General features: G+C 50.2%; 18 protein-coding genes. 14 read left to right on the forward strand and 4 right to left on the reverse strand.

The features are described 5' to 3' along the window. The first annotated feature begins 120 nt into the window (after positions 1–120). From RJP21_RS26490 to RJP21_RS26525, 8 genes are all read left to right on the forward strand, one after another. The gene (locus RJP21_RS26490) at positions 121–948 is read left to right on the forward strand and encodes a sugar phosphate isomerase/epimerase family protein (protein ID WP_310861947.1); all 828 of its coding nucleotides are present in this window, start codon (positions 121–123) and stop codon (positions 946–948) included. A gap of 16 nt (positions 949–964) precedes the next feature. Further along, entirely contained in the window at positions 965–2,314 is a 1,350-nt protein-coding gene (locus RJP21_RS26495; protein ID WP_310861948.1) for an amino acid permease, read from the forward strand. Positions 2,315–2,424: 110 nt separating this feature from the next. Next, positions 2,425–3,438 (forward strand): SIS domain-containing protein, encoded by a 1,014-nt coding sequence (locus RJP21_RS26500; RefSeq protein ID WP_310862006.1) that lies wholly within the window; start codon positions 2,425–2,427, stop codon positions 3,436–3,438. 67 nt (positions 3,439–3,505) lie between these two features. Further along, positions 3,506–4,288 carry a fructoselysine 6-kinase gene (frlD, locus tag RJP21_RS26505; protein ID WP_310861949.1) on the forward strand — a complete coding sequence of 261 codons (783 nt, stop codon included), beginning with the start codon at positions 3,506–3,508 and terminating at the stop codon, positions 4,286–4,288. Positions 4,289–4,359: 71 nt separating this feature from the next. Then, a complete protein-coding gene (locus tag RJP21_RS26510; protein ID WP_310861950.1) occupies positions 4,360–5,097 on the forward strand; it encodes a GntR family transcriptional regulator in 738 nt (245 codons plus the stop codon). A gap of 238 nt (positions 5,098–5,335) precedes the next feature. Beyond that, positions 5,336–5,869 carry a sigma-70 family RNA polymerase sigma factor gene (locus RJP21_RS26515; protein ID WP_310861951.1) on the forward strand — a complete coding sequence of 178 codons (534 nt, stop codon included), beginning with the start codon at positions 5,336–5,338 and terminating at the stop codon, positions 5,867–5,869. Continuing rightward, positions 5,856–7,292: a DUF4179 domain-containing protein gene (locus RJP21_RS26520; RefSeq protein WP_310861952.1), complete on the forward strand. Its 1,437-nt coding sequence runs from the start codon at positions 5,856–5,858 to the stop codon at positions 7,290–7,292. Before RJP21_RS26515 ends, RJP21_RS26520 begins: the two co-directional genes overlap by 14 nt. 58 nt (positions 7,293–7,350) lie before the next feature. Continuing rightward, on the forward strand, positions 7,351–7,782 hold the full coding sequence (locus tag RJP21_RS26525; protein ID WP_310861953.1) for an N-acetyltransferase: 432 nt from the start codon (positions 7,351–7,353) through the stop codon (positions 7,780–7,782). 208 nt (positions 7,783–7,990) lie between these two features. Here the strand turns inward: RJP21_RS26525 and RJP21_RS26530 are convergent, their stop codons facing one another. From RJP21_RS26530 to RJP21_RS26545, 4 genes are all read right to left on the reverse strand, one after another. After that, entirely contained in the window at positions 7,991–9,019 is a 1,029-nt protein-coding gene (locus tag RJP21_RS26530) for a hypothetical protein (RefSeq protein ID WP_310861954.1), read from the reverse strand. Positions 9,020–9,145: 126 nt separating this feature from the next. Beyond that, the gene (locus RJP21_RS26535; RefSeq protein ID WP_310861955.1) at positions 9,146–10,021 is read right to left on the reverse strand and encodes a TetR/AcrR family transcriptional regulator; all 876 of its coding nucleotides are present in this window, start codon (positions 10,019–10,021) and stop codon (positions 9,146–9,148) included. 168 nt (positions 10,022–10,189) lie between these two features. Next, entirely contained in the window at positions 10,190–10,465 is a 276-nt protein-coding gene (locus RJP21_RS26540; RefSeq protein WP_310861956.1) for a DUF1648 domain-containing protein, read from the reverse strand. Positions 10,466–10,551: 86 nt separating this feature from the next. Beyond that, a complete protein-coding gene (locus RJP21_RS26545) occupies positions 10,552–12,033 on the reverse strand; it encodes a DHA2 family efflux MFS transporter permease subunit (protein ID WP_397386289.1) in 1,482 nt (493 codons plus the stop codon). Between the two features lie 343 nt (positions 12,034–12,376). On the opposite strand from RJP21_RS26545, the gene RJP21_RS26550 reads away from it, so the two are divergent. From RJP21_RS26550 to RJP21_RS26575, 6 genes are all read left to right on the forward strand, one after another. Further along, complete coding sequence (locus tag RJP21_RS26550) at positions 12,377–12,556, forward strand: hypothetical protein (RefSeq protein ID WP_310861958.1); 180 nt, start codon at positions 12,377–12,379, stop codon at positions 12,554–12,556. Positions 12,557–12,862: 306 nt separating this feature from the next. Further along, the gene (locus tag RJP21_RS26555; protein WP_310861959.1) at positions 12,863–14,173 is read left to right on the forward strand and encodes an ABC transporter substrate-binding protein; all 1,311 of its coding nucleotides are present in this window, start codon (positions 12,863–12,865) and stop codon (positions 14,171–14,173) included. Between the two features lie 92 nt (positions 14,174–14,265). Then, a complete protein-coding gene (locus tag RJP21_RS26560) occupies positions 14,266–15,189 on the forward strand; it encodes a carbohydrate ABC transporter permease (RefSeq protein ID WP_310861960.1) in 924 nt (307 codons plus the stop codon). Between the two features lie 12 nt (positions 15,190–15,201). Then, on the forward strand, positions 15,202–16,014 hold the full coding sequence (locus tag RJP21_RS26565; RefSeq protein WP_310861961.1) for a carbohydrate ABC transporter permease: 813 nt from the start codon (positions 15,202–15,204) through the stop codon (positions 16,012–16,014). 134 nt (positions 16,015–16,148) lie between these two features. Further along, a complete protein-coding gene (locus RJP21_RS26570; RefSeq protein WP_310861962.1) occupies positions 16,149–17,900 on the forward strand; it encodes a cache domain-containing sensor histidine kinase in 1,752 nt (583 codons plus the stop codon). Between the two features lie 15 nt (positions 17,901–17,915). Beyond that, positions 17,916–19,523: a response regulator transcription factor gene (locus RJP21_RS26575; protein WP_310861963.1), complete on the forward strand. Its 1,608-nt coding sequence runs from the start codon at positions 17,916–17,918 to the stop codon at positions 19,521–19,523. Positions 19,524–19,534 lie beyond the last annotated feature (11 nt).

A 19,534-nucleotide genomic window follows, 5' to 3' on the forward strand; every position in this document is an offset into this window, starting at 1 on the left:
GTTATGCTGCAAAGATTGATCCTCTCGGATTAATTTTTAAGAAACACTTGAATCAAATGTACCTCTTAGATATAATACAAGACATAACAAATAAAAGCGTTTTCAATCGGAGGTGGATCCATGAATATTGCGGGGATGAATATTACGTATAGGCATTTTCCTTTTGGGCATTTTCTCGATTCCATGTCGGAGCTTGGGGTAGATCAGATAGAGTTGTGGGCGGGCGAACCCCATTTCTATGTGTATCGGGGAGGACTCGGCCAATTGCGGCGAATCAGGCAAGAACTCAGGTCGAGGCACATGAAAGTGATCTGTTATACGCCGGAACAATGCGTTTATCCGTACAACCTGGCTTCCTCAGACCGGGATCTGCGGCAAAAAAGCGTGGATTATTTTGTGGAAAACCTGTATGCCGCGCTGGAACTGGATTGCAGCATGGTGCTGGTCACGTCCGGGATTGGGGATTTTCATGTTTCCCAAGAAGAATCTTGGAAGTATTCGGCCGACTCGATCGGCAGACTGGCCCGGGTAGCCGAAAAGGAAGGAGCAACGCTCGCTTTGGAGCCCTTGACCCGCTTTGAATCGAACCTGATGACCAACGTTAAGGGGATCCGGAAAATGATGGATGAAATCCGGTCTCCGGCGCTTCAGGGAATGATCGATGCCGTGGCGATGCAGCTGGCCGGCGAAACGCCGGGGGATTACTTTTCCATGCTGCCGGGTTTGTGCCATTTCCATCTGATTGATGGAGACGGAACGTCGGACGCCCATCTGGCGTTGGACGATGGGAGATTGGATTGGAGGGGGGTTCTGGCGGAGCTTCAAAGCCATGGTTACCAAGGGATATGTACGCTTGAAATTATGGGATTGCATTATTATCAAAATCCGCACGACGTTGTCATGCATTCCATCAGGAAAATAAGGGAACTGAACATCTTATCATCTTGATTTGGAGGAACTTACGATGAGCAATGGCACTCTTACAAGAAAGCTGGGTTTTTGGTCAGCCTTGGCCCTTGCCGTGGGAACGACAATCGGCTCCGGGATCTTCGTCTCCACGGGAGATGTGGCCAGGGCGGCGGGCTTGCCATCGATTTCGATTCTGGCCTGGATTATCGGCGGCGTGATTGCCATTCCGCAGGTCATGGTATTGGCCGAGCTGTCCACAGCCTACCCCGAAAATGGAAGCGGTTACGTGTATCTGAACAAGGCGGGCTGGCGTCCGCTCGCCTTCCTGTACGGCTGGGCCACGTTTTGGGCATTGGATCCGCCGTCCATTTCGATTATGGCGCTGGCCATTGTGACGTACCTCGCCAGCTTCTTCCCGTTCTTCACGGGAATTCCCGGCAAACTGCTGGGCATCGCGATTATTCTGTTCATCACCTCCATCCATTATCGCAGCGTGAAGGAGGGGGGCCGTTTTCAAGTCGTGATTACCTTCATCAAGATCATTCCGTTTCTTATCGTCATTGGGCTGGGCTTCATGTACATGAACTACGACCACTTTTCCTATACGCCCGTTAAGGGATCAGGCAGCGGCAGCTTAATCGGCGGCATTTCGGCGACGACCTGGGCTTATACGGGGATGGCTTCGATCTGTTTTATGGCGGGGGAAATCCGGAATCCGGGCAAAGTGTTGCCGAAGGCGTTGATCAGCTCCGTCCTGATCGTCTTAGGACTGTACTCACTTCTTTCGGTCTGCATTACGGGACTTATGCCTTTTGATAAATTGATGGATTCAAGTGCGGCCGTTTCCGATGCCGTCAGCTATATCCCGGGTCTATCCGGCATAGCGTCCCATTTCGTGGCGATTACTGCCATCATCGTTATTCTCGGTTCCTTAAGCTCTTGCATCATGTTCCAACCTCGCTTGGAATATGCGATGGCCAAGGACGGGTTGTTCTTTCAAAGGTTTGCCAAGGTTCATCCCAAGCACGAAACGCCGAGCTTTTCGATTCTGGCTCAGGTATCGTATGCCTGCATTCTCGTCTTTTTCAGCGATTTAACCGCGCTGTTGGGTTATTTTACGCTGATCCAGCTTGTCATTAACATTTTGGACTTTGCAGCCGTTTATAAATGCCGGAAGAGAGAGGATTACAAGCCGATCTATCGAATGCCTTTTTGGAGAATCACAACGATTTTGGCGATCCTTGGAGCGGGGTGGCTGGCATGGGGTACCTTCACCTGGGCTCCGCTGGAAGGGATGATTGCGGCATTGGTCGTGATCGTAACCGGTCTGCCCGTCTATTATTATTGGGAAAAGAAATACGGACGACATAAGAATCAACGCAACAACCCCGATATTGTCGCTTAAAGGGGAAACAAAAAATGATTGTAAAATATGTATTGTTTGAATATAATACAAGGCATAACAAATAAAAAGCCGGAGTTGTCCATCGCTTCGGTCAGGAGGGGAATGGAATGATGTTTAACTTTGACGAAGAGCTTTTCCTAAGACTGGTGGAAAAAGAAGGATTGGCATATCGGAACCGGATCGAGGAAATCGTCGACGGGATATGCCGGAAAGGGTACAGCAACATCTTTATGATTGGCGCAGGCGGTACCATCGCCATGATGTACCCTTACGAATATATCCTGAAATCAAACTCCAAGATCGACGTGCACGCCGAAATCGCCGCCGAATTTCTGGTTATGAACAACAGGCATTTCAGCAAAGATTCGGTGTGCATCTTCACCTCGGTATCCGGAACGACGAAGGAGACGATCGAAGCGATCGAATATTGCAAAAAGCGGGGCGCAACGACCTTTGCCCTGGTGGCCGAGCCGGATACGCCGATTACGAAGCTTGTCGATCACTGCATCACCACCGGATCGGAAAAGCACTCCTTTGATACGTTCTTCATGCTGCTGTACATGGTCGTATTCCGGTTCATGCATAACAATAACGAGTTCCCTCAATACGAGCGGTTCACGAAGGAAGTCGCCCTGCTGCCGCGTGCCATCCTCGATGCCGTCAAAGCATTTGACAAAAAAGCCGAAGCTTTCGCGATCGAACATAAAGATACGAATTATCACATGATGGTCGGTTCCGGGAACCTGTGGGGCAACACGTATTCCTATGCGATGTGCGTGCTGGAGGAGATGCAGTGGATCCCCGCCAAATCCATTCATGCAGCCGAGTTTTTCCACGGAACGCTCGAGCTCGTGGTGGAAGATACGAGTGTGATTTTGCTGAAAGGCGAAGATGAAACGAGACCGCTTGCGGATCGCGTCGAACGTTTTGCAGAGAAGGTGACCAAACGGCTGACGGTCATCGATACCAAGGATTTTGCGATGGAAGGCATCAGCGAAGAGTTCAGGAAGCATTTTGCCGTAAGCATCAACTGGGCGTTGCTCAGCCGAATCAGCGTCTACCTCGAACGCGAAAGAAATCATCCGCTGACCCTCAGAAGATACTACCGCAAAATGGAATATTAATATGTACGGGGAGTGCTGCGTTGTTGCCCGCAGTACTCTTTCTTGAACATGGGGAAGGTGGGGGAAAATGCGAATCGTTGCCGTCGGAGACAATTGCATGGATGTCTATCAATCGACCGGAAAAGCTTATCCTGGCGGGAATGCGGTGAATGTGGCCGTCTATTTGGCCGAGTTGGGCGCAGATACAGCGTATATCGGCTGGGTCGGGACCGACCGGTATGGCGAGACCATGGTTCAGGCCATTCAGGAAAAAGGCGTGGATGCCTCCAGGGTTTCGGTAAAAGAGGGGAGAACGGCGGTTACCTTTGTCGAAATGGCAGGCAATGAAAGGAAGCTGGGAGATTACGAGGAAGGCGTGATGGCCGGGTTCTCCTTAAGTCCCGAGGATCTTCGTTTTACGGAGTCGTTTCATCTCGTGCACTCTGCAATATGGGGACATGCCGACGCTTGTTTTGCGTATTTTAAGGAAAAGGGACTGCTTACCTCCTTCGACTTTGCCGATAAACTGGATCATGAACTGTTGACGACGTTGACGCCATACGTGGATTATCCGTTTTTATCCTATACGCAGGATGACGGCTATATCCGCGGCTTGATGAAAAAGATCAAGGATCGCGGGGCCAAATTGGTCGTCGCCACCCTTGGAGAAAACGGGTCGCTAGCCTATGACGGCAAAACATTTTATAAACACGGAATCGTTGAGGTTGAGGTCGTAGACACGCTGGGGGCGGGCGATTCTTTTATCGCCGGGTTTATTTACGGCGTGTTGAAAGGGTTTTCGGTCGAAGCTTGCCTGGAGCAAGGCGCGCAAAGGGCCGCAAAAACGATAAGCTATTTTGCTGCATGGTGACTGGACGCAACCATCAATGTATAATAAAGGGATAAAGAATACGATCATTGATGGATAAGGATGTATGTTCAATGAATTTAAATCCTTCAACGCCTCAGCCGCTGTACATGCAGATCAGGCAAATGTTGAAAAACGATATTCAGCAAGGACGTTACAAGCCGGATGAACAGATCCCCACGGAAGCCGAACTCTGCAATATTTATAACGTAAGCCGGATTACGATCCGCAAAGCGATCGAGGAGCTGGTCCGGGAAGGGGCACTCACCCGGATACCGCGGCGGGGGACGTTTGTGGCCTCCAACAAGTTTCACAACGAACTGCTGTCTGTAAGCGGATTCTCGGAGTTTAGCCATCAGCTCGGCATGATTCCGAATTCGCGTATTTTAAAGAGCGACGTCATCGAGGCGACGGAGGAGATCGCCGGGTATCTTCGCATCGATGCGGGAAGCCCCGTGCTGGAATTGGAACGGCTTATGTATGTCAATGACCGTCCGCTGTTTTACGACATCGCGCATTATTCGCTTACCCGGTTTCCCGATCTTGAGAAAAAGATCGCCATGAACGAATCTACCTACAAGATTTTGGCGGCGGATTACGGCACGGAAATCGTGAGCAATGATAAGGAGATCGATGTCATCAGTGCGACCAAGGACACGGCAAAATTGTTGGAATGCGATATCGGGGCGAATTTGTTTCGGATTTTGAAGGTCGCATTTGACGCCGATGACGAGCCCGTGCATCTTTCCACATTTATGTGCGAAACCAATCGGGTTACCCTGACGGTTCACCGGGCCAAACAGGCGCATTGAGCCGGGCCTTTTTTATCTACAAACGGAATATGCGGCTTCAATGAAGCTTGAGGTATGAAATGAATGAGTCGGGTTAGACCAATTAGCGTTAAAACCTTTAATCAGGGTTTTAACGCTTTTTTTTCTTGAAGTTAACCCGAATGTTTTTGCCCAAAAAAAATAAAACGTTTGGCGGTTTGCTTGCCGTCTATAAGACAGATCAGCATTTCGCTGAAAGCTTGATTATTGGGAGGGCATCATGGAAGAACACAATCTGGCCGCGGCTGCTTGCAGGGGAGATGAAGAAGCCTTCTTCAACTTTCTGTCGCTGCACAAACGAAAACTCTACGGCGTTGCATTCAGCTATATGCACAACGAAGCGGATGCGCTGGATATGCTGCAGGAAGCCGCGTACAAGGGGTGGTCGAAATGCCGCACGTTAAAAGACCCCGACGCCATGCTGCCTTGGGTGATCCGGATCGTCATCCATTGCTGCATCGAAGAATTGAGAAGGCAAAAACGCAGACAGCGCATCGTCCTGGAACGATCCGGCACGTATACCCCTGAAATGGTTAGCGTTGCAAAGCTCGATATGGAAAAGGCGCTGAACCGCCTAAAGCCCAAGTACAGAAATGTGATCATACTCAGATACTACAACGATATGACCGTACCGGAGATTGCGCAGATTCTCGGGAGGGCGGAGGGGACCGTCAAAACGTGGCTGCATCAAGGACTCAAGCAACTGCGCGGGAAAATCAATTATGGGGGTGAATTGCAGCATGACCAATCATGAGGACTGGATGATCGAGATGGGCGGACAGGAGGTACGGCAGGCGGTCGGCATGGCGTCGGATAACAAGCTGGACGAAGCGCTGCGAAAAGGAATCCGGCGGGCGGCGGCAGAACAAACGGGTCCAATGTACCGATTCCGGACTGCGAAGCGGGTTCGCGTTGCCGCCGCGGTCCTGGCTGTCCTGCTGGTCGGTGGAGCGGGCGCGGCCGCAGGCTATAAGCTGTACCCGGTTCCGGCGGCGGGGGAATCGCAGACGAACGTACAGATCCCAGCATATGTCGAGAAGATGTTCGACAAATCCGATAATTTTCTTGTCATGCTGAAGCAAGCGGCCGAGCACGGATTGTATCATAAGCTGAATCAATCCGTCTCTGCAGGAGGTTATACAATCAATATCGAGGGGACGGTTTCAGACAGCAGAAGAATCATTCTATTTTACACAACGGAGAACGGCAATGAATCTCTTCCGCTGCGACTAAGCTACAACCATCCTCCGCAGCTGCTGGATGAGCAGGGGCGGCCGCTTGAGGGTTCGTTCACTTGGGACACCTACGCCAAGCTGCCAAAGGATCAACCGCTGACAAAGGGGATCATGATATTTGATTTTAAAGAGAGCGGGCAGATGCCGGAAAAATTGCAGATCCAAACGACCTGGTCCCAGCTAAAACCCGAAGGAAGCAATGTCAGCGTGAAAACGGAAAACCTGACTATACCCGTTACCTTACAACACGGTCCGCACGCAAGGGATATTGAAGAGCGCCCGATTCATGTGGATATCACGCAGAGCGGACAACAGATTACTTTTACCAAAATGATTCAAAGTCCTTTGAGAACGGACCTTGAGTTCGACTTCAAAAGCAGCAACGGCAAGAAATTGGAAAAGATCGAAGCTACACTAGACCTTGTTTCACAGGAAAAGCAGGCGAAGCAGCGGCTGAATTATGATGCGGTGTTAAGATTTGATCGAACGCTGGTAACGCCTGAAGGCGGAGCCATTTATCTGACCAGCAGTTTTTACTCGGAGCACAGGGAGCTCTGGCTGAAATTTTATTATGCGAGTTTCGAACCCGATCATGAAGTGGAGATTGCCATCGATCCGAAGCAAGGCGCTTTAGTGCAGACGCCGGATTCGCAAATCTCCTTAAAGCAAGAACCGGAGAAAAGTTCGGATCAAAAACTGGCCCTTCGCTTGATGTATGGATCGCAGCAACCGGTTCAGGGCGGATATTTCGAACTGAAGGATACTTTTACCGATGCTGACGGCCAGCCTCATCCTTTCGTTCAAGAGTATCAATCCGCCGAAGGGACATATCTCTACATTCCGAACTACCAAAAATATCCTGGCCCCTTCAAATTCGAAATCGTAAAATATTGGGGGAACGTCCTTGAGATGCATGAGGAAAAGGAGCAGCGCATCCGTTAGGTTTCGAACATGAAACGAGACTAGCGGGGATATTAAATAGAATATGAGGTTATGATACATGAAGATCAGAACGATGAACGATAAAGATATGGATGCTGTGATTGGCATATGGCTGGACGCCTCCAAGGAGGCCCACCATTTTATCGAACCCGGCTACTGGGAGGCCAAACAGCAGGACATGCGAAACGTGTATTTGCCTATGGCCGATACCTATGTGTTGGAAGAGACGGGCCAACCTGTTGGCTTCATTTCGACGGTTCAGGATTACTTGGCCGCTTTATTCGTACACCCTAACCATCAGGGCAAAGGATACGGCCGGGCTCTCCTTCAATTCGTGAAGGAACGAAGCGAGGAACTGAAACTAAAGGTATACAAAGACAACGATAACGCCTACCGTTTTTATTGCCGCCATGGTTTTGTCGTCATGGAGGAAGCCGCCGACGAGAACACGGGGCATGCAGAATTCGTCATGTCCTGGAGCAGGCGGTAAGCTGCAATATTCTGGTACTTGAATGCTTGATAGATACAAAGCGATCGTTCTTGAATTGACAAGTCTGCCAGGCAATTTAGCAAGAAACCGAATATCTTCGTAATTCGACAGAAAAAAAGCGTTTCTCGTAACGAGAACGCTTTTTTTTCATGCTTATCCATTCGATTCCGCCCGGCAAGGGGCCCGACGGACAGTGTCCACACGGGGATTAATTCCGGATTCCGTTTGCCGGCAAGGCTTGAAGGGAATAGAATTTTCCTTTTTTATTGATTTTTCCGATAATGGTGGTTGCGCCTTTTTTAGTGAACGTATACTCATTTTTGTTTATCTTCACGGTATATCCGTTCATTTGAATCCCGAAGATCGATTTGACCTTGGGTTTGACGGCGGTAAGGGCTTGGTTTTTGCTGAGCACCGGCTTGGCGAACGATTTGGTATAGTCCTGATCGTTGGCCCAATCCTGTCCGTACAGATTTTCAACCTCCCACACCTTTCCGGTCTTGACTCCGATGACCACCCGGTTGTTGGCTTCATCGTCCCGGTAATTCCAGACAAAATTCTTGTCCGCTTGTTTTTGCCGAACCGCATAATCAAACGGTTTAACGGTGCCGATTCCAAGCGCCTTGAGGGAGCGGTTTGCTTTGTTGTTGAGCTCCGCTTTCATTGACGTCAGAGGATACGTGATGCTGGCCGTTATTTCTCCGCTTTTATCCAGATCGATGTACAGGCTTTGATTGTTGCCCCAGAGGACCCAGTAGTTCCGGGGAGCGTTGTCCTGATAAGGGGAGTATACGCGCCAAACGGCTTCCGTCTTAAACTTGCGATCGGTATCGAAGGTTTTCAGGAAAGCTGCCGCTTTATTGGACAATGCCGCACCCAATATCGCATTCGTATTCGAGGATTTGTAGATGATGCTAGTCGATTCCACCCGTTTTTTTGCCGGATTGTATTGCTGAATAATTTCTGCGTTTATCGGGCCGCTAAGCTTTCCGTTAACAAACAGGGGTTGTCCTTCTGCATCCTTATCAACGCTTGTAAATTCAATTTTGGCGCCAGCTGCGAGCTTATTCAAAACTTTCGTCAATTGCTCCTTTATTGCGGGATCCAGGTTGACTGTAGATGATTGTTCAACTTGAGTTGAAGCAGGCATGGATTGGGGCGCCGCATAGATGGGCGCGGCCGATAACAGCAGCGAAAGGGCAGCGGCCGACAAGGTGATGTTTTTCCATTTTTTCATTAGTCGTTTCCCTCCTATGTCTGATAACAATGTTGTTTAGGCATTCCATGAATTAGACGTGTTTGAAAATGAAAAGGTTTCATGATTTGTTATATTTTGCGTTTCATTTGTCGTTGTCGGCTTAACTCAGATAAAGGGATGCAGCTGATTCGCGTAAAAAGCAAGCTCGCTTTCAGATTCCAGATCGCGAATCAACGCCCGCAGCAGAAACGTCCTTGGATGATCTTTTGCGGATTCTTCCCGGAGCATGGCCGCAACCTCCGCCAATTCCTTTTTTCTCTGGTTCGGTACGGCGATATCCGGAATAATGGAAGAAATTCTCTCAATCAGTTCGGCTTTTCTTCCTTGCCGGGAATCCAATACGTTCATCAGGTCGATCCGGGAATACTCCGTCATAATCTCGTCCGTAAGAAGGGCAGGCGCAGATCTTTTTAGCAAACCTTCCACAAGATCGTCCATCCGTTCAGCGATGAACAAGGCCAGCTCTTTTTTGCCGATCGGCTTGCCTTCAAACAGCAGGTGAAACGTATATTCCCGGATTAACCCGCTTAGCAGCGCGGTGGCATCCCATTTCCATTTTTCAATTGCTGGCCCGTATTGCCTGATCAGCATGTCTTGATAATAAAGAAACATGTTTCTTCTTATCCGGCTCAGGACGCTTTCGATTTTATCGTTGTTGACCGGTGGAAGCTCGTTATGGTCCCTGGAAATGTAATAGCCGTGCTTCACGTAAAAGTCGAACTGGTACGCGATTTCTTCCAGGTAGGTTTCTCTTTTGGGCAACTGCATGTTTCGGATTCGATCCACCGCATCGACCATATCCTGTTGACGTTTCTCCAAAATGCTGATGTACAGCTCTTCCTTGGAGCTGAAATGTTTGTACAGGGAACCCTTGGCGATGCTGCAATCATCCGCGATATCCTGTATGGAAGTTGCCTGATATCCCTTTTCCGCAAAAAGCCGGATCGCCGACTGCAAAATTTTTTCCTTTAAAACGCTCATCCGTGCCGCCTCCTTCGTGACGTCAAACCTGATGACGGTATTTATCCTCCCAACGGCAACTCCGTCATCGCTCTGTTTTTAACCAATTCGGATCTATCGTACCGCTTTTTGCCCATGCCATCCACAATCTTTGCGTCGCATCCAAGCAGGGAGGCCGAAGGCCAATCTTTAAAATACGGCATGGTAAAGCAGATAGAGATGCAGCAGCGCCAAAAAATAGATCCCCCAAGCCGTCTTAAACTCGAATTTGTGCAAAATGAGCGCAACGGCCATCAGCACCGGAAACAGAAACAGCCCGAGGTATTTATTTACGAACCGGTCCGCATGACCTCCGCTAAAATGGATGGGGATATAATGGGGACAAAATCCGATTGCGGCAATGGACAATAAAAATGCTAGAATAACGATCACGGTCAATGTTTTGAAATCCGTTAGCGGGCTCATGATTGTATTCCTCCTGTCTATTAATGTTGCCCGTTATACGATAAGGCCATTGCATTCCAAGGTCAAGCGGCATTAGGATGGATGCTTTAATGTCCTGCGTCGTCGGTCAGGCCGGATCCTGCCATTTCCATTTTGGCAAGCTTGGGCTTGCGGATGAAGAAGCTAAGCAAAAGCCCCGCGCATGCGATGCATGCAGCCGCAAAAAAGGTTTCCGCGAAGGAGGTTATGCCTGCTTCCAGCGGGCTTTTTGCTACGGCTATCTGATTCATGTTCGCCGTCATGCGGGAAGACAAATAACCGGTAAAACCCGCGATGGCAAGCGAAGTGACGACCTGCTGCGACGCGCTGGTAAGCGGCGTGACTCGGCTGACCAAATGTGGCGGTGTGGCATTAAGCACATGCGTGTTTAATGACATCATGGACAATCCCATGCCGGAACCGAGCAAAAACAAGGTTGCCATCATATACGCCAGCGGAGTATCGGGACGCAGGAACGACATCGCAAACAATCCCGACGAAATCAATATCATTCCGGCAATGAGGGGCGGACGAGCTCCGACTTTGTCGAACATCCGCCCGGCCAAAGGCATGAAAATCATCGAACCGGCAGCCTGCGGCAAAAGGATGAGTCCGGTGGCGAGCGGCGAGTAATGTTTGACCTGCTGGAGCAGGAGCGGAAAAAGCAGCACCGTACCGAACAAAGCCGTTTGCATGATCCATGATGCCACGATGCCGCGGGTGAAATCCGACGATTTGAATACTCTCAGTTCCAGCAAGGGCTGCTTTTTCATCAGGCACGAAATGATAAAACATGCCAGGGCGGCTCCGCCGATGATCAGGCCGGACAAAGTTCGGGTCGAGGTCCAGCTTACGCTTCCTTCGCTGATCCCGAACGTGATCAAAGCAAAAGCGAACGGACCCAGTATCATGCCTGCGATATCCAAGGCGGGTGCTTCATGTCTCGGAAAAGAAGGCAGGAATTTGTTCCCGACGACGATTCCGACGATCCCGACCGGCAGATTGATCAAAAAGATCCACTGCCAGCTTGCGTATTCGACCAGCCACCCCGATAGGACGGGACCGAGAGCTGGAGCAAGCAGCATAGGAATGCCGAACATTCCGATGATCGATCCCCTTTTTTCCGGCGGGGCGATACGGTAAACCATGGCCATCCCGATCGGGGACACCAGGCCGCCCCCAAGGCCCTGCAGAATCCGGTAAAATATGAGCTGCTGCGGGGTATGGGCCATAGCACACAGGACCGAACCGGCGGTAAACAGGCCGATGGAGACAAGAAATACCCGTTTGGCTCCCAATTTATCCGACATCCAGCCGGCCAGGGGAATGACGGCGGACAAGGATAACGTGTAGGCGGTCACGGACCATTGAAGAATCCGCAGCGAACTGTCGAAATAATCGACCAGCGTGGGAATGGCGATATTTACGACCGTGCTGTCCAATATGACCATGAAGGTGCCGATAACTACGGCGAGAAGCGAGGCAACGATCCTCTTCATCGAAAAGCTCTCCTGTTCGCGAAGGGTCTGCGCTGCGAGATGATTTGACATACGTTCTCCCTGCTTTCTTAAAAAGTAAATATCGATCGGATCCAACTTCTGTCCCCTTTAAGTAAGCCGAGTCCGACCCGGAGTGACCAATAGGTTTTTATAAAAACTAACTGGTCACTACAAATACATCATATCGACGTAATACGTTTCTGTCAAATAACAATAAAACGGGGTAAAGCCTCCAACAGCATTTCGACATATGGGATGAATAAAGTTGGCGGTATGGCCGAGATCGTAACATCGTACCCCAAAAACAAGCCGATTGTCGGTTCTATACCAAAAAGGCGCATATTACACTGTTAAGCGAAAGACCCTCTGAACAAACGCGAGTAGGAGATCATGGATGAGCGAATATGGAATATACGGAACGATGGATGATGATTTGTTGACGGCGGCCTATACGGAAGCCCTTGCTTTATGGAAAAGCGCCGCCGAAATTGAAATAGAATTTCTTCATGCGTTGTATAAGGAAATTTGCCGAAGGAAGTTGGATCAGGTTCTGGCAGCTCCTCCGATGAAATAAAGAAAAAGCGCAAGGGTCTGGAATGTTGGGACCAGGCTTCCGCATGAATGAGCCCTTTGAGGGCTCTTTTTTTTATCCATCCCGCGATTCGGATCAACCGTCGTAACTTTCTGCACCTATCGTAAGATCTTCCACCTACGGCAGATTCGAGCGAAGTTAACATCTGTGAATTGTTCCCCAAGGATCGGCTTTTTGTCGGTTCTTGGCCGGCGCAAGTCCATGTAAAGTAAGGGATGAAGAAAGCACTTACATTAAGCTGAAAGGGCTTTCCGAACCAAATACTTTGCAAGAAAGGGATGGTCAAATATGAAGATGAAAAAGAAGTTCACGGGCGTTCTGGCGGCCGGATTGACGCTGGCGCTGGTCATGTCGGGATGTTCATCCGGCACAAAAGACCGAGGGACGGACACGTCGGCTGCGGATAAGCCAAAAACGGAGAGTGCAGGCGGCAGCCCCGTCGAAATTACGTTCTGGAATATGTTCGGCGGCGGGGAAGGCGACTTCGTGGATCAGATCATCAAAGGCTTTAACGATTCCCAAAAAGAAGTTACCGTGAAGCAGCTGCGTCTCGAATCCAACGAGTATTACGCGAAATTGGGAACGGCACTATCCTCATCCAAAGGACCGGACGTTGCCGTGGCGCACGTGGACCGGATTTCTCCTTTCGTTAAAGCGAAGCAAATCGTTCCCGTGGACGAACTCGCAGGCAAGGTCGGCTTCGATCTGAAGCAAATTACCGAGTCCAATATGGAAAGCGTTACCTATGACGGCAAACCTTACGCCGTGCCGCTGGATACGCACTTCCATATGTTCTATTACAATAAGGACATTTTGAAAAAAGCGGATCTGCTGAATGAAGACGGCACGCCGAAGCTTGGCGAAATGACGCCGGAAGGATTCGAAAAGACGTTGGCGGATATCCATGCGAAAGTGCCGGACGTGCAGGCGCTTGCCGTGAACACCCCGTATTTCCAAGAACCGTTCCTGAACTTGTACTACGAAGCGGGCGGAGACATCCTTAATGCGGACATGACCAAAGCCGCCATCAATAATGATAAAGCGCTGAAGGTTTTGAACTTCTACATGGACCTCTATAAGAACAAGTACAGCGACTTAAACGACAAAAATCCTTGGGATACGTTCCTCAACGGCAAAGCCGCATTTTGGTTCGGCGGTGTCTGGGAAGCCGGATTGCTTCTTGGAGACCAATCGAAGAATATCGGCGCCATGCCGCTTCCGCCGATCTTTGGCAGCCAAACGCATTGGGCGAGCTCCCACACCCTTGTCATACCTTCGTACGTGTCGCCTGAGAAACAGGAAGCGGCGGCCAAATTCATGAAATACTTCTCCGAAGTCGGCGGCAAAACTTGGGGACAGGCGGGGCATGTACCGGCGAACAGCAATGTGACGGCAAGCGAAGAGTACAAAAACCTCCCGTACCGAAGCGCATTCATCGAAGCGCAAAAGACGGTGAAATTCGCACCGCCGACGGACAAATACACGACGATCATTACGACGATTTCGGAATCGCTGCAGAATATCATTTTCGGCAACGAGACGCCGGAAGACGGACTCGCAAACATGGAGAAACAGATCAACGAAGTGCTCGATAACTAGAATTGTTGAAGGAGAGGAAGCCGTGTGACCCGCGTGGCCCGGAGCTTTCTCTCCATTTAAAGATCAGAAGCTACAGCCAAGGAGAATGAGCAATGGAGACGAAGTTGAGAGAAGGCAAGGGATCCGCTGCTCTGCGCAGGTCCGAGCCTTTGCGTTTGCGTACTGAACTGAAGGCCATCATATACCTGATTCCGTTCCTGGTTCCTTTCGCCGTGTTTTATTTATGGCCGGTGCTGCGGGGGGCATGGATGAGCCTCCATGTTTGGGGCATCCAGGGGATGGAAAAGTATGCGGCTTTCGCCAACTACAAGAAGATTTTGACCAATCCGGATTTCTATACGTATTTGTGGCACTCTTTATATTTCGTGCTGCTGTGCGCGCCGACCGTGATTATTTTGGGGCTTGTGCTGGCGCTGATCATTAATCAGAACATCTGGCTGCGGACCTTGATCCGTTCGGTTTATTTTCTGCCGTACGTATTGTCCGTTTCGGTAATCAGCTTTATCTGGCTTCGCCTGTTTGACGCGAAAAACGGGCCGGTCAATGCATTCCTGCATTTGCTGGGCCTTCCGCAAGACATCCACTGGCTTACGGATCATCGTTTCGTGTGGTGGGCCATTACGATCGCGACCGACTGGTGGACCGTCGGCTTTGTCATGGTGCTGTTTCTTGCGGGCTTGCAGGAAATTCCGACCGACCAATACGAAGCGGCCAAAATTGACGGAGCAAATGCGTGGAAGAGATTTCTGCACATTACGCTGCCGGGATTGTCCAGAGTCATGAAGATCCAAATCTTTTACCAAATTATCAGCTGCCTGAAGCTCTTTGGACAGGTGCAAATCATGACCGGCGGCGGGCCTGGGGATTCAACGAATACGATGATACGCTATATTTACGTGACCGGATTCAAAAAGGACATGTTCGGTCTGGCTTCCGCCCAGTCCATCATCTTCTGCATCATCATGCTGCTGATTGCCGTCATTCAATTTAAAATCACCGATCGCAGCAAAGGATGAGGAGGAGAGAACATGAATAAGATCCTTTTAAACTTGATCGCTATCGTACTTGCGCTTTTATTTATATTTCCGCTGATCTGGATGCTTCTTGTCTCTTTAAAACCTGACGGAGTGAGCGTTTATTCGCTTGCGGACTGGGTGAACTGGTCTGACCTGAACATCGATAACTATGTCAAAGTCGTCCGTGATTCGCATATTTTGCGCTGGACCTGGAACAGCTTCGTCATCGGCGTTTTGACGTCCGTCATTTCGATTCTGATCAGCTCGCTGGCGGCATTCGCTTTCTCGAAGCTGCCCTTCCGGACCCGGGGGATATTCTATCTCGTCATCGTTTCGGGCCTGCTGATTCCGACGGAAGCGATTTTGATCCCGCTTTATGAAACATCGCTTCATTTGGAGCTGATCGATAACATGTGGGCGATCATTTTGCCGGGACTGACGAACCCGATCGGTATTTTGCTGTTAAAGCAGTTCATGGACGGCGTGCCGAAGGATTATATCGAAGCTGCGCAAATCGACGGCAGCCGCAACTTCCGTTTATGGTGGAGCATTTGCCTTCCGCTGACGCGTTCGGCGATGGTGTCGGTAGGCATTTTCTTCTTTATCCTTTCCTGGAACAATTTCCTGTGGCCGTACCTTTCGATTACGTCGGAAGAAAATATGATTCTTTCGGCAGGGCTTCCCACCTTTTTGTCGAATAATACAATGTCGTTGAACTTGATCATGACGGCAAGCGCCATCGCGGCGATTCCGACCATTATCGTGTTTATTCTGCTTCAGCGCCACATTGTCCAAGGCGTGTCGATGTCGGGCGTGAAGGGATAAGCCGACACCGGCAGATTTCTGCTAAAGAAAGGGCTGCGCGCATGACCCATCCGCCTGTAGAACAATCAAAGCGGTCCTGGATTCGGGTTCGATCCTGGCCGCATATATGGAAAAGCAGCATACGTTATAAATGGATGCTGCTTTTATTTCTGTTCTCCTTGACGCCGCTGGTCGTCATGGGGATTATTTCTTTTTCCATCTCCAAATCGACGATCAATGATAAAGTCACCGAATACTCCGAGCACTTATTGAATCAAACCGCCGACAATTTGGATACGCGGCTTGGCATTTATAAGGACATGATGATGCAGGTGCTGAACAACAACGAGATCGTCGGCATGCTGCGGGCACTTGATCAATCGGATCCCGCCCGGTACGATGTGGATAGCCTGTCGCTCACGACGAAGCTGTCGACCATTGTCGCGATTAATCAGGACGTGCAGTCGATATCCTTCGTATCCGGAAAGCATTACATTAAAGGGATTTACCGTTGGAGCAAACGGACCCCGAAAGAAGTGGCACCATTCCTGCATACGCTGGAAGACGGCAGCAATTTCCGGTGGTATCCCACCCGCTACGGAACGTATGTCGACAGCCTGAATACCCAGAGCACGCATGTCTTTTCCTTGGCCAAGCAGCTGTACAAAACGTCGGACGACAGTCCGCTCGGCATCGTGGCCGTCCTGGATATTCGGGAAGACGTGATCAAAGAGCTCGTATCGAAAGCCGTGAACAACAACCGGGATTTGCAAAGCTTCGTCGTAGACGGCCGCGGAAACTTGGTTACATATCCGGATAATCAATGGATCGGTAAAAACGTAAGCGAAGTGCTCGGCCAAAGCGGTTATGAGAAAATTATCGGCTCAGGTTCGGGGGAGCAGCGTTTTCCGCTGATCCATAAAGGCAATCATCTCATCGTCAACGTAAAAAAGCTCCATACCAATGACTGGATGGTCGTCAACGTCATTTCCAAAGCTGCGCTGTACCAGGATTCGAGCCGTCTGCTGCAAGTCATTTTAATCATCGCCGTGGTTTGCATCGCCTTTTCGATCGTAACCGCGATTTTAATGGCCAACTCGATCACGAACCCGATCCTGAAAATGATCCGTCTCATGCGACAAGTGATGTCCGGAGAATTGAGCGTCCGTTATAAAGCAAAGAGCCGCCACGACGAATTCGATGTTCTGGGCAACAATTTCAACTATATGGTGACTCGCATCGATGAGCTGTTAAAGGCCGTTTATGCAGAGCAGGACCAAAAGAGGATCGCGGAGCTGAAAGCATTGCAAGCGCAAATCAACCCGCATTTTCTGTACAATACGCTTGATATCATCAAATGGACGGCGCTCATCCAGAAGGCGAACAATGCGGCGGAAATGGTAAGCCTGCTGTCGCGGCTGCTCCGGATCAGCCTTGGCAAAGGGGAGGAGACCGTCACCGTCGAAGAAGAAATCGAGCATGTCCAATGTTATTTGGGCATCCAGAAGTTCCGTTTCAACTTCAATATCGAGACCGTGGTCGAGATGGACCAAGAAGTAAAATCGCTGCGAACACCCAAGCTGATCCTGCAGCCCATTGTCGAAAATGCGATCATGCATGCTTTCGGTGAACGGGAATCGGGAGGCAGGATCCACATTCGCTGCTTCAAGGTGCCCGGCGAAGGCCTGCGGTTCGAGGTGGAGGATAACGGCAAAGGAATGGAGCCGGCTTTGGCGCGCGGTTTGCTGACAGAGCAAGGTTTTGGAGGAGAAAAATCGGGCGGCATCGGATTGGCCAACGTGGACGAGAGAATCAAACTCATCTGCGGAAAAATGTACGGCATCGAAATCCGGAGCGAGCCCGGAATCGGAACCGTCATCCGGATCCGGCTTCCGCTGATGACATAGAGGGAGGGATGCTGCGTGTATCGCGTCATGATTGTCGAAGATGAATTTATCGTCAGATATGGGATTCGTTCCATGATCGATTGGGAGAAAATCGGACTGCAGCTGGCGGGCGAAGCCGCCAACGGCAAGGAAGCCCTGGAGCTGATGGAAGCGGGGATGCCCGACATCCTGATCACGGACATTAAAATGCCTGTCATGGATGGGATCGAGTTGATCGCCAAGGTGCGCACCGCATCTCCGGATATCAAGATCATCATTTTAAGCAACCTTGAAGATTTTCAATATGCCAAAGAAGCGATCAAGCATGGGGTGTCCGAATATTTGATCAAATCGGATATGATGCCCCGGGATTTTGAGCAGTCGCTGCTCGCATTAAAAGAAAACCTGGATGCGGCTCAAAAGGGGCGGGTTGCAGAAGGAGCATCGGCTTCGCCTGAGCCGGTATACAAGGAAAAATTCCTGCTCGACATGATCGAGGGGCATATGTGCCAAGAAAATGGAGAAGAACAAGCCGAAACTTTGGGCATGGCACGGCTTCATTCCGCATATTTGATGCACGTCAGCCTGAATGCTGCGGAGCATGGATACACGGAAAGGCAATCCTCGATCCGGCGCGCGGCGGAGCAATTACGGCGTGAAGATCATTGGAAGTACGAGCTTTTCCCGGATAAACAGGGCGACATGAATATGTTATGGACACTCGCTTCAAAAGAAGGGGAACCAAGCGCTTGCGGCATGGCACCGCTGTTGGACCTGGCAAACGACTTGATTCTCCGGCTATCGGAGGCGTACGGGCTTCGGGCAACCATCGGGATCAGCGGCCGGTTCTCGGATTGGGCCGGCATGAAGGAAGCCTACGCGCAAGCCGTTCATGCCGCCAAACAAAAGATGTTTCTCGGGAGCGGACGCGTGATCGTGCACGGAAGCGACGACATGCGGGAGCCTGATCTGCAGGCGGAGCATTTCAAAATCAGCACGCATCAGCTCCAATCCATGGTATATGCGTTTCAAACCAAAGAATTAATGGATGATTTGGAGAATGTGTTCGAACAGCTCGCGGCCCGCCGGGACGTGGAGCTGGTGCAGATCGTCTCGCTTGAGCTGCTTATGGTTCTGACGACGTTGTGGCAGGAGGTGTCCAATGATCCCCAGCAGGTGCTGCAGCTGAAAAAGCAATATTTCGACGAACTGTCGAAGCTGGAAACGTTGGAACAGAGCAGAACCTGGTTCATCCAGTCGTTTGAGGCGCTGATGCGGCACATGAACGGGATGTATCACAACGACCGCAACAGCATTATCAAGGCGACCCAGTACATCCAGCAGTTTTACCATCAGGAGATTTCGCTTCAATCGATCAGCAGCATGGTCCATTTAAGCAAAAATTATTTTGCCAATTTGTTCAGGAAGGAGGTCGGCGAAAGCTTTCTGGAATACCTGACGCGAATCCGGATCGAAAAAGCCAAGTCGCTGCTGACGGGTGAACTGAAAGCCGGAGACGTTGGCAGCCTGGTGGGGATCCATGACCCGAAATATTTTTCGAAGGTATTCAAAAAAATCACCGGAGTGTCGCCGTCGGAATATCGCCAATGGATACGTGAGCACGGAGGAAATCTGTCGGTGTGAGTCCTGCAAAC

The sequence above is a fragment of the Paenibacillus sp. VCA1 genome (assembly GCF_031583795.1).
Classification (GTDB): Bacteria; Bacillota; Bacilli; order Paenibacillales; family Paenibacillaceae; genus Paenibacillus_AQ; species Paenibacillus_AQ albilobatus.